We start from the raw sequence: 14638 nt of genomic DNA on the forward strand, positions 1-14638 counted from the left end.
ATTGAAGGAACTATTATGTTATATAAGAATAATAAATTTTGAGTAAAATCCGGAGTCGATCACACTTTAAATTTCCTTAAGTTTATAGGCCAAGAATCAGGAAATATTGATCTTGAATGGATTTTTACAGAACTATTTGTAAAAAATAATAGAGGTATAACTCTAGGTGACCGAAGATTTAAAGCATTTGTATTAGCATGAGTTGAAATTAAAAGCATTATTGAGTTATGATACCAAAGATACAAAAAAACAAAAAAATGATTTATAAAAATTAGAGACTTAGAAAATTTATATCTTACATTAGATTGCAATGGTACTTATTGAAAGTTTTTTCAAGAAGAAAGTTTTGAGAGAAAAGAATTTTTAAATGATATAAACAGTTTGCTTAAAAACCTTTTAAAAGCTAAAAATTTAAAAGCAGCACTTGAACCAATATTAATATTTTGTCATAAGCAGTATTTAGAAGGTACTTTTGGTAGATACACAAGTCAATTTATTTGAATATTGTTGCAAACATTTTTAATATTTAAAGATTATAGTCCTATAATTGCAATGGTTGATAAAAATTCACAAACTTTATGATTGTTTCCTTTGATAAACATGTTATATAATGAATTAAGCACTATATCAATTTCAAAATGAAAGAAATCTTATTATTTTAAAAAAATATATGATTTTTGTTATAACAATTCAACGCAATACAGTTTACAATTAAAAAAAATTATATAATTAAAACTATTCTTTTGAATGGTTTTTTTATATAATCTTAAATAATAGGAGTTAAATCATGGTTAGTTTACAAACAATTGTCTTGGATGTGTTATCGGCATTAGGTTTATTTTTTTTAATGTTCATTCCATTATATTTCTGTTTAATTCAAGGTAGAATTTTAAATGGTAGATTACATACTAAAGTTGATGGTGAAAAACTATTTGAAAAATTAAAAACTGACCTTAGACTTTCTAGAATTACAGGTGTAAACAAAAAAAGACTTTATAAAGATTTGGATTATGCTTCTACAATTTTTAGGGGTGCAATGGAATATAATTCACGTGAAGTTGTTTGATATTTTAATGAATATTATGCAAAAATGTATATTAAAAGAACGCTTCTAAGAAAAGCTGCTCTACACTTATTGGTATGAAGTGTTTTTATAGGGGTAGTTCTTGGTGGTGTATTTACAGATGGTTTATGATGATTATTTAATGTTAAGCAATTAACATCAGAAACTGGAGTTGCTTCAACATCAGTTTTATTTGTAATTGCAATATTGATTAGTGCCTTAATAAAATTTCTAGAATATTATCATGTTAAAAAAGCTATAAATGATGATATTAGACAAATTAACCTTGTTAAAAAAGAAAAAGTATGAAAAGATTTTATTATTGTTTATTATATATCGATAGCGTCTTGATTTTTGGGCTTACTATTTATTTTTATTAATATGATTTTGAAATAGAGGTATTTATGAAAAAAGTTGAATGATTAATAAATAGTAAATTAGGAAATTTGTATACAGCAAGGTTTTTAAAATCTAAACATGTAAATATGGTTTCTGAAACTGACTATTTAGCGCGATTAAAAAGTGTGTGTAAAGCAACTTTTAGTATGCCCTTTCAGTTCATATGGTTTTTATTTTATGTTTATGCAGCTTTTATTGCATCTAAACAATATGGTTATGCAATTTCAAATGGTGTTGAAGATGCTTGATTATACAGTGATCAAATAAATCTATTGAATCTTTTAGCTGGAATTCAAGTTTATCATATGATAATTTTAGCAACCGTAATAATAGTAATGCTAAACATGACTTTAGGTAAAGGCACAACAATATTTGTTACAATTTTTAATGCTTTATACATTTGTGAATTATTATTTTATGCAAGTTTAATTTTTATATTTGATTGAGTAGGGTTAATTCACAAATTCTCAGATGTTTCAGAGTTCCTTAAAGCGTTGCAAACACAATGGATTTGAATTTTTGCAATAATAATAGGTATTTTTTCTTTTGTTCCATTGAAAACAATCTTTGTTGATTTAAATATGTGAAAAAGAGAATGGGTAAGAATTGATAGATATCGTAAAACTGAAGATCGAGAAAATGCATTCATATTTAAAACTTGAGTTACTAAAGGGGAAATTAAAGCTAGAATATTAATGATTACAACAGGTTGACTATGTATATTGATTGCAAGTGTATTTCAATTATTTGATATTTTTATGACTACAGATTTTCAAGTTCTTAAATATGTTATTTTATTTTTTGGTTACTTTGTATTTGTGTCTGCTTATGTAATTCCATATAATATATATAGTGTTGCATTTTATTGATTAAATTTTGCATTATTATTTGGTTTATTATGTTACAGCCTTTATGTTATTGAAAATGTTGCTTGAAAAGATGAACAATATTATAAGTATTTATTAGCTTTAGTTATAATACCTTTTATAATAAGTTTGAGATCTGCAATTTATTATACTTGGTCTTTAAAAGGAAGACATGAAATTAAAGCCGTAACTATTAATCTTTTTGAAAATGAAGGTGATTTCGAAAAATACTTAGAAGAAGAAAAAATTAAACAAAGTGACGACATAATATAGAGGAGAAAAAACTTGGAAAATTTTAAATCAGGATTTATAAGCATAGTTGGTAGACCAAATGTGGGTAAATCAACATTACTTAACACAATTTTAGGTAAAAAAATATCTATAGTAACAAACAAAGCGCAAACTACTAGAAACAAAATTAATGGTATATTGACCAAAGATGATTTCCAGGCAGTATTTTTAGATACGCCCGGTATACACACGCCTAAGCATGAACTAGGTAAATTTATGAATAAGGTAGCTCTATCATCTGTTAAGGGAGTTGATGTAATATTATTTTTAGCACCAGCTGATGAAGTTATAGGTGAAAATGACAAATTTATATTAAAAAATCTTGCTAAAGTTGAGGCACCAGTATTTTTGGTGATTACAAAAACTGATTTAGTTTCAAAAGATCAATTAGATTTAAAAATTAGAAGTTGAAAACAAGAAAATTTTAATTTTAAAGAAGTTATATTAATTTCAAATAATAATTTTGATAGTATATCTAATTTACTTTCGATTATCAAAAACGAACTACCTAGTACAGGAATTAAGTATTATCCAAATGATGACATAACAGACCAACCAGAACGTTTTTTAATCAGAGAAATTATAAGAGAAGAATTGCTATTACAAACAGATAAAGAAGTTCCATTCTCCATTGCTATTCTTATTGATAAACTTGAAGAGGATAAAAGAATTATAAGAATATTAGCCACAATTTACTGTGAAAGAAAATCACAAAAACCAATTATTATTGGAAATAAAGGTAGTAGAATTAAAAATATCGGTATTGAGTCTAGAAAAAAAATTGAAGAATTGTTTGGAAAACAAGTTTATTTAGAACTTTTTGTAAAAATTAAAGAAAATTGAAGAAGTTCCCCATCGTTAATAAAACAACTAGGGTATGATAAAGATACTTATTAGGAATTATAATGAGCACAAACTTAATTAATGGAATTGTAATTGATAACACTGATTATGAAGACTATGCAAAAGTTGTTACTATATATTCAAATTTATACGGTAAATTATCTTTCTATGCTCCAGGAGTTAATAAATCAAATTCAAAGAATAAGAACTCTATTCAATTGTATTGTTTAAGTGAATTTGAAATATTCAAATCACGTACAAAAAATACTTTGAGTAAGTTAAAAACTGGGACCTTATTAGAAAGTTTTTATAAAATATCTAAAAATTATTTAAATTACATATATTCTTCAATTATTTTAAAAGTGCTTTTGCAAATTGATGAAATTTCTTTTAAACATAATCAAATTTTTGAAATTTCATTATTTGCTTTGCGTAATATTTCGAAGGAAAATAACTCTTTTTTAAACTATTTAGTATTTTTATTTGAAGTTTTAAAATTAACAGATTATAGTTTAAAACTAAAAAAATGTGCTAGATGTAGAAAATCTATTAGTATTGTTAGATTTGATTATGTTGAAAATGAACTTATATGCAAAAGTTGTATTAAAAAAGATGAACAAATTCAACCATATTCTTTTTTAGAGTTACTAAGAATTTTTGATACTAAAGAAAAAGATGTGATTGTCAAAATTAAATTTAACACAAATGATTTATTAATTTTACATAGTATACTGGTAGACTTTTTTGAGGATATAATTGGTTTTGATTTAGGACCTATCAAATTGCTTAAATCAAACCCTTCATTCACATATGACAAACAAGTTGCAGATCAATATAAATAACACTTATAGTTGGTTGACATAGTGTTGTATTTATTGTTAAATTACAATTGTATTTACAAATGCAAACTAAGTTTGCGTTTTTTTTATGTAGGAGAATTTAATGGCTTTAGATTTTGAAAAATTAATAGCGCATTTAAAAGCACAGGGATTTATATTTCAAGGTTCTGAAATATATGGTGGACTTGCAAATTCATGGGATTATGGTCCATTGGGTGCTGAATTAAAATATAAATTAAAAAATCAATGATGAAATTTTTTTGTTAGAAGAAATAAATATAACATTGGTATTGATACTTCAATAATATTAAATACAAATGTTTGAAAAGCTTCAGGTCATTTAGGAAATTTTAATGATCCTCTAATTGACTGTAAAAATTGCAAGTCAAGATTTAGGGCTGATAAACTAATTGAAGAAAAGTTTCCAAATGTTAATGCTGGAACTTTTAGCAATGAGGAATTAGAAAATTATATTAAAAAAAATAATATAAAATGTCCTAAATGTAATGAAATAACTTTTACAAATATTAGACAATTTGATCTAATGTTTAAAACTTTTCAAGGACCAATTGAAGACGATACTGCAAAAGTATATTTAAGACCAGAAACAGCACAAGGAATTTTTGTGCAATACAAAAATACACAAAGATCATTGAGAAAGAAACTACCTTTTGGAGTTGGGCAAATTGGTAAGTCATTTAGAAATGAAATTACACCAGGTAATTTTATTTTTCGAACTAGAGAGTTTGAACAAATGGAATTAGAATTTTTCTTTTCGCCTAATGACAAATATAATTGATTTGATCATTGATTAAATGAAGTTAATGAATTTTTAATGAATGAATTAAAAATAAATAAAAATAATTATGTAATACGTGAACATGATAAAGATGAATTATCTCATTATTCTAACAAAACTGTTGACATAGAATACAATTTCCCATTTGGAAGAGGCGAATTATGAGGTATTGCTCACAGATCAAATTTTGATTTATCTCAGCATCAAAAATTTAGTGGAGAAGACTTAAGTTATTTAGATCCTGAAACAAATGAAAAATACATCCCAAATGTAATTGAACCAAGTGTTGGTGTTGAAAGACTAATGCTTGCATTGTTATGTGATGTATTCTATGAAGAAAAAATCAATGAAAATGATACTAGAACAATTCTTAAACTACCTATAAAACTAGCTCCATTTTTAGTAGCGGTATTACCATTACAAAAAAAACAATCTTCATTTTCTATAAACTTGTTTGAAAACTTATTAAAAAATTTTGATGCAACTTATGATGAAACTGGCAACATTGGTAAAAGATATAGGAGACAAGATGCTATAGGAACTCCTTTTTGTATAACTGTTGACTTTGATACTGAATTAGATAATTCAGTCACAATTAGGGATAGAGATACTATGAACCAAGATAGGGTTGCAATAAAAGACATAAATTTATATCTATATAATAAAATAAATAATTAAAAGAGGTATAGTTTGATAATAAAGCAAGATCAAATTGATAAGGTTCTAAACAATGCAAATATTGTGGATATCATATCTAATTACATTGATTTAAAAAAAAGAGGACGCAATTACGTGGCGATTTGTCCATTTCACGATGATTCTGACCCCTCATTAAATGTATCGATAGATAAAAAAATATTTAAATGTTTTGTTTGTGGTACTGGTGGAAATGTGATTACTTTTGTACAAGAGTTTAATAATCTATCTTTCTTTGAAGCTTTGATATTAATTGCAAAAGAACTAAAAATAACTATTTCAGGTATACAAGATTTTAATATAAAAAAAAGCAATAATACCTTAGAAGCGAAACTTTATGAATTAAACCAATCTGTAACAAATTTATTTAATGGTTTGCTTGCATCTAACCAATCAATTGGTGCACAAAACTACCTTTTGAAAAGAAAAATAACTCCAAATCAAATCTCAAGATTTAAAATTGGGTACTGTCCTAAAACTATCGATGTTTATGATTACTTAATAAAATGCGGATTCTCACATGAACTGATTGTGGAATCGGGAGTTATATATCAAAAAGGGTCAAAATTCTCACCATTTTTTGAAAATAGAATTATATTTCCGATAATGGATTCGGATTCAAACATAATTGGTTTTTCGGGAAGAGCTATTAATGATATAGATAAACCAAAATACAAAAATAGCATAGAAAATAAAATATTTAAAAAATCAAATCTAGTTTATAATTTTAATAATTCTAAAAAGAAGGTAAAAATATTAAATGAAATAATAATTTTAGAGGGCTTTATGGATGTAATAAGTTTAGATAAAATTGGCATTGAAAATAGTGTTGCTATTATGGGCACAACGCTATCTGAATTTCATATTAAACAATTTGCTTCTATTACTAAAAATTTTAAATTATTTTTAGATAATGATGATGCAGGAATTAAGGCTACGGCTAAAATTGCTAAAATTCTAATGCAAAAAGATATTAAAGTTACAATTGTAAATAATGATTCATTAAAAGACCCTGATGAATTGGTTTTTGATAATAAGATTGATTATATTAGAAAAATTATTTCTGAAGCACGACACCCAATTGATTTTTTTATTGATGTTTATAAAAAAGATTTAAATATGAGTGATAATAGTAGTTTAAATGACTTTATTAATAATATTTTTGACATATTAAAGTATGAAAAAAACAATATATTGTTTGAAAATGCAATTTCAAAAGTTTCAGAAGTAACAAATATTGAACGAAATGTACTTAAAGATTCGTTTTTAAATAGCGAAAAAAAAGAAATAAATAAACGTAATGAAATACATAAAAATAATCCAGAAAATGTTGTTTTTTCAGATATTGAAGATACATATTTTGATTATTTTGAAAAACCACAAACAAAGATAATTTCAAATGTTGAAGATAATTTAAAATATCTAAAAAACTCAAAGAATTTTGCAGAAGCATGAATAATATGAAATCTATTAGAAAGTGACGATCTACTAGAAGAAATTGAAAAAAATATAAATAAGATACAAGGAGTTATTTCAAAAAAAATTATTACTTTTATCTTAGAACAATATACAAGCAAAAATTATTTTGGAAACAATTGAGAAATTATAGCAAATAAAATTAAAGATGTTAATAAATTATATTGTGAGAAAATATTTGAAATAAAAAATCAATACTTTACATACCTAAAAAAAACTTTAACAAAAAAAGGTATATATGATTGTTTTGATGTAATTGAATTATATAGAATTCAATTAGAAATTGAAGAGTTCAACAATAAAATTAAAGTTTCTAATAGTCTTGAATTAAAGAAAAGTTATTTAGAACATATTGAATATTTAAGAGAACAAAGAAATATAATTTATCAAAAAAGGAGAAATTAAAAATGGCATTAGGTAATAAAAAATATAATAGTTTTCAGGAATTTAAAGATAGTTTATGAATATATTTAGAAAAAAATGATAATGAAATCGCACAAGAGGAAATACAAGATGTATTAAATAAAAACTTCGAAGATATTGATGAAGAAGAAATAGCACAATTATTTCAAGATTTAACTGAAAAAGATGTTGTCTTTACTGATGAAATTGTTGATGAAGAAGATTTAGAAGACTTATCAGACGAAAAAGTAGATTTAACAGATTTAGAAGATGGATTTAAATCAAGAGACAATGAAAGAAAAACTTTAAAACAAGCAAACATTAATAGTGGTCCTGTAAAGTATAGAGTTGGAGGAATTAGCAACGAAACAAAAATCCAAGACATTATCAAATCATATTTTAACCAAATTGGATCATCAAAAATATTAAGTAAGGATGAAGAAGTTGAATATGCAAAAATGTTAGAATCAAGTGATCCCGACGAAATAAAAGAAGGAAGAGATAAACTTATTACTTCAAATTTAAAACTTGTTATTTCGGTTGCTAGAAAACATTTAAATAGAGGGTTGGATTTTGCAGATCTTATTGAAGAAGGAAATATTGGTTTAATGAAAGCTGTAGATAAGTTTGATTATAAAAAAGGTTTTAAATTTTCTACATATGCAACATGATGAATTAGACAAGCAATTACCAGAGCTATTGCAGATCAGGCTAGAACAATAAGAATCCCAGTACATATGGTTGAAACAATTAATAAACTTACAAGAATTGAAAGACAACTTACTCAAGAACTTGGTAGAGAACCGACACCAAAAGAAATTGCAAAAGTTTTTGGTAAAGGAATAACTGCTCAAAAAGTGGTAGAAATTAAAAAACTATCAATTGAACCAATAAGTCTTGAGAAACCTTTCGGAGATGAAGATGACACTCATTTTGGAGATTTTGTTGAAGATAAAGATATTTCTTCACCAGATGATTACGCTGAAAAAGAAGCGCTAAGAGAAGTGATGGATGATGTATTTGCAGAGATATTAGCTCCAAGAGAAGAAAAAGTTGTTAGAATGAGATTTGGAATTTTACCAACAAAATTAAGAACTTTAATCAGACTTGCTAAAGAGTGTGAAGATGAAACTTATGAAGATTTAACAAAAGAGGTAGCTAATTTAGATATACACTATGATACACCAATTGAAAAAATCCAAAAATTTAGAAATTCATTAATTCAATTACATTTGTCAAAATATGATTCTCCAAAAACATTAGAAGAAGTTGGGAAAGAATTGAAGGTAACAAGAGAAAGAATCCGACAAATTGAAGCTAAAACAATTCGTAAGTTTAGACCAACAGCTTCAAATCAAAAAGCTAAAGTTTTAAAAGATTTTTTTAAAGGTTAAAGAGGAAAAAATATGAGTTTTTTAACACCAAGATTATTTGCGCTTGCAAAATTGATTAATGAAGACGATATTGTAGCTGATATTGGAACTGATCACGCTTATTTGCCAATTTATTTAGCAAAAGATAGAAAAGCAAAAAAAATTTATGCAACAGACATATCTGAAGGACCACTTAACACAGCTATAAATAATATACGTTCATTTGGAGTTGAAAATATAATAGAGACTAAACTAGCAGATGGTATTGAATGAACAAAAAATAATAAATTTGTTATAAATACTTGCATTATTTCGGGTGTTGGTAGTAACACAATGCTAAATATATTAAGTAATGATAACAAAAATATTGATAGTTATATTTTTTGTACTAACACTAGTCTTGAAAAAATAAGAGAATGATCAAAAAATAAAAAATATTTTATAGAATCTGAAACTTTAGTTGAAGATAATGAAATAATATATGAAATTATAAAAGTTAATAAATTTGCCGGAAAAAGAGTTAAAAATAAGAAAGATCAGTATTTTGGACCTTGATTAAGAAGAGAAAATAATAAAATGTTTATTAACAAATTGATATTAGAAGATGAAAAACTAAGAAATATTATCAATCAAATTCCAAAAGAAGATAAAAAATTAAAACAACTTATCAAATATAAAAAACTTATAAATTCAACACTTAAGAGAGGTATTAAACTTAATGACAAAAATAAAAACTAATGTGTTAATTAACTATTTAAATGATTTATTTCCAAAATATTTGGAAGCAGAATGAGATAAAGCTGGGTTTCAATTAGAAGAAGTTTACAATATGAAAAGTCAAGATGAAATATCTGGGATTGTAATATGTTTAGATGTTACAAAGGATGTTGTAGATTATGCTATTGAAGTAAATGCAAATTTAATAATTAGTAGACATCCGTTTATATTTAATGATATTGAAATTGAATTAAAAAATAAAAACAAAAAATTAATCTATGATTTGCTTGTTGAAAAAGAAATTCAAATATTTTCAGTTCACACAAATTATGACAATAGTTCTAATCAAGGCTTGGTAAGTCTGTTAGAAACACAATTTAATATTAAAAGCAGTAATATAATTGGTGAAAATGAAAAATATTTTGAAATAGAATTTTTAAGAGAAATGCAAGCTAGTGAAATAACTGAAAAACTTATTTTTATTTTTGGAAGTTCAAACCCTTTAATAACTGATAACTTTAATTTAGAAAAAGAGTTTATAAAATTTTATATTGCTACCGGATCTGCTGGAAACATTATAAAAGATATGAACTTAAAAGATATTTTTTATGTTACTGGTGAAGCAAAATGAAATGAGTGACTATATGCTAATCAAAATAATGTTAGCATGTTAACTCTTGGTCATTACATGGAAAACTATTTTATTGATGATATTCAAAATAAAATTCTTAAAACATTTAATGAATTAAAAGTATTAACTTTTGATATTAAAAATCAATTTAAAAGGTTTAATTAAAACTTTCAAGAAATGCAATAACTTCGTTTTGAATTAAACTTGGTGTAGAAGCTCCTGCTGTAACAGCTACATTAACTATATTATTTAAGGTATTTAAATCAATATCATTTTTTGAATTAATTCTTATTGAATTTATGCCTTTATTTTTTGCTAATTCAACTAATTTAAGAGTGTTATTGCTTCTTTCATCTCCAACTACAAATAATAAATCTACACTAGAAGGATCTAATTCTAGAACTGCTTTTTGTCTTTGTAATGTTGCATCGCAAATGTCATTTTTATAAATAACGTTTTTATACATAGAATTAATTTTATTAAAAATTTTCTCTGTATCAATTATTGAAAGAGTAGTTTGATTTGTTACAACAATATCAGTCAACGGACTCAAATTTATATTTTCAACTTCAAGTTCATTTGTTACTAAATGAATTTTTTTTTCATCTATTGATGTTAAAGCAATTGTTTCTGGATGACCATGTTTTCCAATGAATATAATATCGAAGCCCAATTCTAAATAATCTTTAATTAATTCCTCGGTTTCTAAAACTCATTTGCATTTTGTATCAACAACTGTTAAACCTTTTTTTAATGCTAGATCAATTACTTTATCGTTAGTTCCATGAGCAGAAAATATTACAACGCTTCCCTTAGGGATTGATTCAATTAGTTCCAATCTTGTTTTTTTTCAATCATCTAAAACAATTATGCCACTCTTTTCTAGTTCTTCCACAACAATCTTGTTATGAACTAAAAGACCAATCATATAAATATTTTTATTTGGATAATTTTTGATGGTATCTTTAGCCATTTTAATAGACTTTACAACTCCAAGACAATAACCTCTCGGAGTAACTTTTATTACATTCATAAAAACCTCTTAAGTAATATATATTATAATTAATATAATATTATATTAAAATAATTTAAAATAATAATTGGAGGAAATATGAAAAAAATATCAGGTTTCTTAATTAAGTTAAAACCCTACAAAAGGTTATATAAAATATTTTGACTTCTTTTTACTTTGGTATCTCTTTTTTTATTTCAAATTTTTATGCTATTATGCTCAACTATCGTTGAACACAATAATAGTGGATTTTATTATTGAATAAGGGGGTTCCATTCTTTGTTAATTGATAGTAGAAATGAACCTAATTCAGCTCAAGGATTTATTTTTGCAGCAACAATAATTGGAGCAATACCTTCTATACCAATAATTCCTTTTTTATATTTTATATTTATGAATTGATTTATTCAGGAAAAATTAAGTAATAAGTATATAAATGTACCAAAAGATAAATACTTATATTGGTCTAAATATATACATTTTACGTCAATTGCAATAGTTTTTTTTGTCTTATTTGGTTTACTATCATATATTGCAGGTGGGGGCATTTTACCTCATCAAACTTTTTATGCTATACCATTTGCGTTTTCTGACAATTTTTCAGAAAGAATTGGTGGTATTTCAGCATTTTTATATTATGGAGTAGGCTGTGTTTTTCTTTTAATAATGATTGTTTGAAATATAATAATAGTTTTCTCATGAGTTTTTAAAAAAATTGGAATTTTGCTTGAAAAATGAAAAAATGCTAGATTGCTTAAAAAAGAACAAAAAATGGCTAAAAAAATTGAAAAAGTTGAATCTAAAAAAATAAAATAATATTGTTATAATATAATAATACAAAAGGGGTCTTACAATGAAAAAAATACTTTCAATATTATCTGTTTTTTCTTTTTTTTCATTTACTGTAACTAATGTTATTGCATGTGAAAATAGACCCAATATTTTTAATGAATATTCAGATGAAGAAAAAATAATGAGTATAAGAAACATTACAAGTGAATCACTTAAAAATTATGGAGTTAAAGTAGGTAATACATTAACTAATCAAGAAGTGGACTCATTAATTGAAAAACTTAACTTAAAAGAAATTTTAACTGAAGATGAATTTGCAAATTTATCACCAGAATTAATAAACATGTATATAATGGCTAACTCATTTTTAAATGATATATCCTCTAAAGTTCCAGGATATGATTGAATATCAAGAAAAGTTGCATGACAATCACAATGAAGTTTGAGAGATTTGTTTGAAGAAAAAGAGTGAGGAGTAGCAAATAATGTAAGTGGATGATTAGACCAAATTTATTTGTTAAATGGTTGAACTTTATCCGTAACTTTTTTAGATGAGGAAAAACTTGGTTGAATGGGTCAGGGCGAACCTGCTTATGCAAGAATAAATATAAATAAAAGATTAGTAGCCAACAAAGATGGTGATATCATTTATAATGAATCCAACCCAGATGCTATTAGAGAAGCCACTGCAACATCATTAGACCCAGTTTTTAATTCTAAGAGAGCTGTAGGACCAATATATAATGGTTATGCTTCTTCAAGTGATTTAATTAACTTGAAAGGTATTTACTCACTTGAAAATAATGGTTTAAACCCTGGATTTATTAATTATTCACCAAGTGTTATGGATTTAATAAATAATTTACCAGTAAATTTTGAATTTGGAAATGATGTTCTTAAAAGATCTAAAGAAAAAATTCAAGATAGATTAGATGAATATTTATTAAATAATCCAATATATTTAAGCGAAAATCTTATAGATAATTCAAATATCGTGGAAATAAACACAATTTTTAAAAATCAAATTTATTCGATTTTATTTAGTGAAGCTCTTAAGAGAAGAGAATTTGTTGATGACAAAGGAGAAAAATATACTAAAGAACAAATGGCTGTTGCAAATAGATTTGTCAGAAAGTTGTTCACTAATTTAGACTCAACTATTGAACAAATGTCTAAATTTGAATGAATTCAAAATAATAAAGAAAATAAAGAATTTTTATTAGAGTTTACCAAACAATTAGATAATTCAAATTCAGAAGGTTGAAGAAAAAAAGACTCAACTGAGGACGGTTTATCAACTGACGAAATTAAAGATTTTTTTGATAAATTATTAAAATTGATAGAGTTATCTAGAAATGAAAATGACCCGCTATCAAAACAGTTAGATTTTGCTAAAACTCTTCTTGTTGTTGCTAACAATAAGTTGGTTATCAATTCTAATGATGATGAATTAGAACAAAAAGATGATTCAAATCAGAGTTTAGAATCAAACCTTAAAGTTTATACTGATTTTGAAGATTTTGGAATAGATAATTCTTATAAATTAGCAACAACATATTATTCTGAAAAAGTCCCAAAAAATATTGAAGAACAAAAATATGAACCTGATAAAAATTCTCCAAATAACAAGCAATTTAAAACTGATATTTTCTTTAAAAGTGTATTTTTTTCTCATAGATTTTCAATGGCTGAAGATTCTATGATATCAAACTTTAACCAATTTTATAATGCTTCACTCGGAATAGAAAGTTCTTCATTTAATAATCAATTTATAAATATCGAAGGCGTACCAGCAACCCAGGAAAATGCAAATAAATTACTCGATAATTTATTGCGTGAGTACTCAAATTTACCAGAAGGAACAGAAGTTAATTCAGAAGATTGAAGAATATATATGGTTATAGATCTATATATTTATAACTTAACAAAAACTGTTCAAACAATGTTTTCAACACCAGAAACTTTTCATCAAGCAAAAATTTCTTTAGATTTCGCAAAAGAAACGGGTGTGGAAACAAATTGAGCATTAGCGGATGACGATATTGCATTTGCTGAATTAATCAAAAACCAAGAATATAATTTTTTCTTTAATGAAACAAGTTTAAAAGGAGAAAAATCAGAATTTGCTTCAACAATTTATAATGAAGGAATAAAAGCCGCTTTAAATAATAAAGATTTTGATTTTTACTTATTTAAAACAACTGTTAATAATTATGGTAAAAGTTTATCGCCTAAATTTTCAATGAATCAAGATTATTTAAAAGAGGAATATTTCTTTAGTAATTTTAAAACATTTACAAAACTTGCTGACAATTATTTAAATCTATTAGAAGTATATTGAGATAAAAATGTCAGAAATAATCCTAAAAATCCAGATTACTATGAGCAATAAAAAAACACGGATTAATCCGTGTTTTTTATTATGCTTTTTTGCACTTA

Annotated in this window: 13 protein-coding genes; 12 read left to right on the plus strand and 1 reads right to left on the minus strand. The window is 25.0% G+C overall.

Annotation, left to right across the window (positions count from 1 at the left end; translation table 4 throughout):
* Positions 1-15 precede the first annotated feature (15 nt).
* From SLITO_RS01605 to SLITO_RS01650, 10 genes are all read left to right on the plus strand, one after another.
* The gene (locus tag SLITO_RS01605) at positions 16-729 is read left to right on the plus strand and encodes a hypothetical protein (RefSeq protein WP_075058039.1); all 714 of its coding nucleotides are present in this window, start codon (positions 16-18) and stop codon (positions 727-729) included.
* A 58-nt stretch (positions 730-787) separates the two neighbouring features.
* A complete protein-coding gene (locus SLITO_RS01610) occupies positions 788-1459 on the plus strand; it encodes a hypothetical protein (protein ID WP_075058040.1) in 672 nt (223 codons plus the stop codon).
* An 8-nt stretch (positions 1460-1467) separates the two neighbouring features.
* The gene (locus SLITO_RS01615; RefSeq protein ID WP_075058041.1) at positions 1468-2601 is read left to right on the plus strand and encodes a hypothetical protein; all 1134 of its coding nucleotides are present in this window, start codon (positions 1468-1470) and stop codon (positions 2599-2601) included.
* Positions 2602-2613: 12 nt separating this feature from the next.
* A complete protein-coding gene (gene era / locus SLITO_RS01620; RefSeq protein ID WP_075058042.1) occupies positions 2614-3516 on the plus strand; it encodes a GTPase Era in 903 nt (300 codons plus the stop codon).
* A gap of 8 nt (positions 3517-3524) precedes the next feature.
* Positions 3525-4304, plus strand: a complete 780-nt coding sequence (gene recO / locus SLITO_RS01625; RefSeq protein ID WP_075058043.1) for a DNA repair protein RecO — start codon at positions 3525-3527, stop codon at positions 4302-4304.
* Between the two features lie 100 nt (positions 4305-4404).
* Positions 4405-5778 (plus strand): glycine--tRNA ligase, encoded by a 1374-nt coding sequence (locus tag SLITO_RS01630; RefSeq protein WP_075058044.1) that lies wholly within the window; start codon positions 4405-4407, stop codon positions 5776-5778.
* A 12-nt stretch (positions 5779-5790) separates the two neighbouring features.
* Positions 5791-7677 (plus strand): DNA primase, encoded by a 1887-nt coding sequence (dnaG, locus tag SLITO_RS01635; protein ID WP_075058045.1) that lies wholly within the window; start codon positions 5791-5793, stop codon positions 7675-7677.
* A gap of 2 nt (positions 7678-7679) precedes the next feature.
* On the plus strand, positions 7680-9068 hold the full coding sequence (locus tag SLITO_RS01640; RefSeq protein WP_075058046.1) for a sigma-70 family RNA polymerase sigma factor: 1389 nt from the start codon (positions 7680-7682) through the stop codon (positions 9066-9068).
* A gap of 12 nt (positions 9069-9080) precedes the next feature.
* On the plus strand, positions 9081-9785 hold the full coding sequence (locus SLITO_RS01645) for a tRNA (adenine(22)-N(1))-methyltransferase (RefSeq protein ID WP_075058047.1): 705 nt from the start codon (positions 9081-9083) through the stop codon (positions 9783-9785).
* A complete protein-coding gene (locus tag SLITO_RS01650) occupies positions 9766-10560 on the plus strand; it encodes a Nif3-like dinuclear metal center hexameric protein (RefSeq protein WP_075058048.1) in 795 nt (264 codons plus the stop codon). The genes SLITO_RS01645 and SLITO_RS01650 overlap by 20 nt, the downstream gene beginning before the upstream one ends.
* On the opposite strand, the gene ispH is transcribed toward SLITO_RS01650, so the two are convergent.
* Entirely contained in the window at positions 10553-11428 is an 876-nt protein-coding gene (gene ispH / locus SLITO_RS01655; RefSeq protein WP_075058049.1) for a 4-hydroxy-3-methylbut-2-enyl diphosphate reductase, read from the minus strand. The two genes, SLITO_RS01650 and ispH, sit on opposite strands and share 8 nt — an antisense overlap.
* 258 nt (positions 11429-11686) lie before the next feature.
* Between ispH and SLITO_RS01660 the strand changes: the two genes are divergently transcribed.
* Together SLITO_RS01660 and SLITO_RS01665 are read left to right on the plus strand one after the other, a co-directional pair.
* Complete coding sequence (locus SLITO_RS01660; protein ID WP_144416393.1) at positions 11687-12223, plus strand: hypothetical protein; 537 nt, start codon at positions 11687-11689, stop codon at positions 12221-12223.
* Positions 12224-12260: 37 nt separating this feature from the next.
* A complete protein-coding gene (locus SLITO_RS01665; RefSeq protein ID WP_075058051.1) occupies positions 12261-14591 on the plus strand; it encodes a hypothetical protein in 2331 nt (776 codons plus the stop codon).
* Positions 14592-14638: the final 47 nt, after the last annotated feature.

This window comes from Spiroplasma litorale (genome assembly GCF_001267155.1).
GTDB lineage: Bacteria > Bacillota_I > Bacilli_A > Mycoplasmatales > Mycoplasmataceae > Spiroplasma_A > Spiroplasma_A litorale.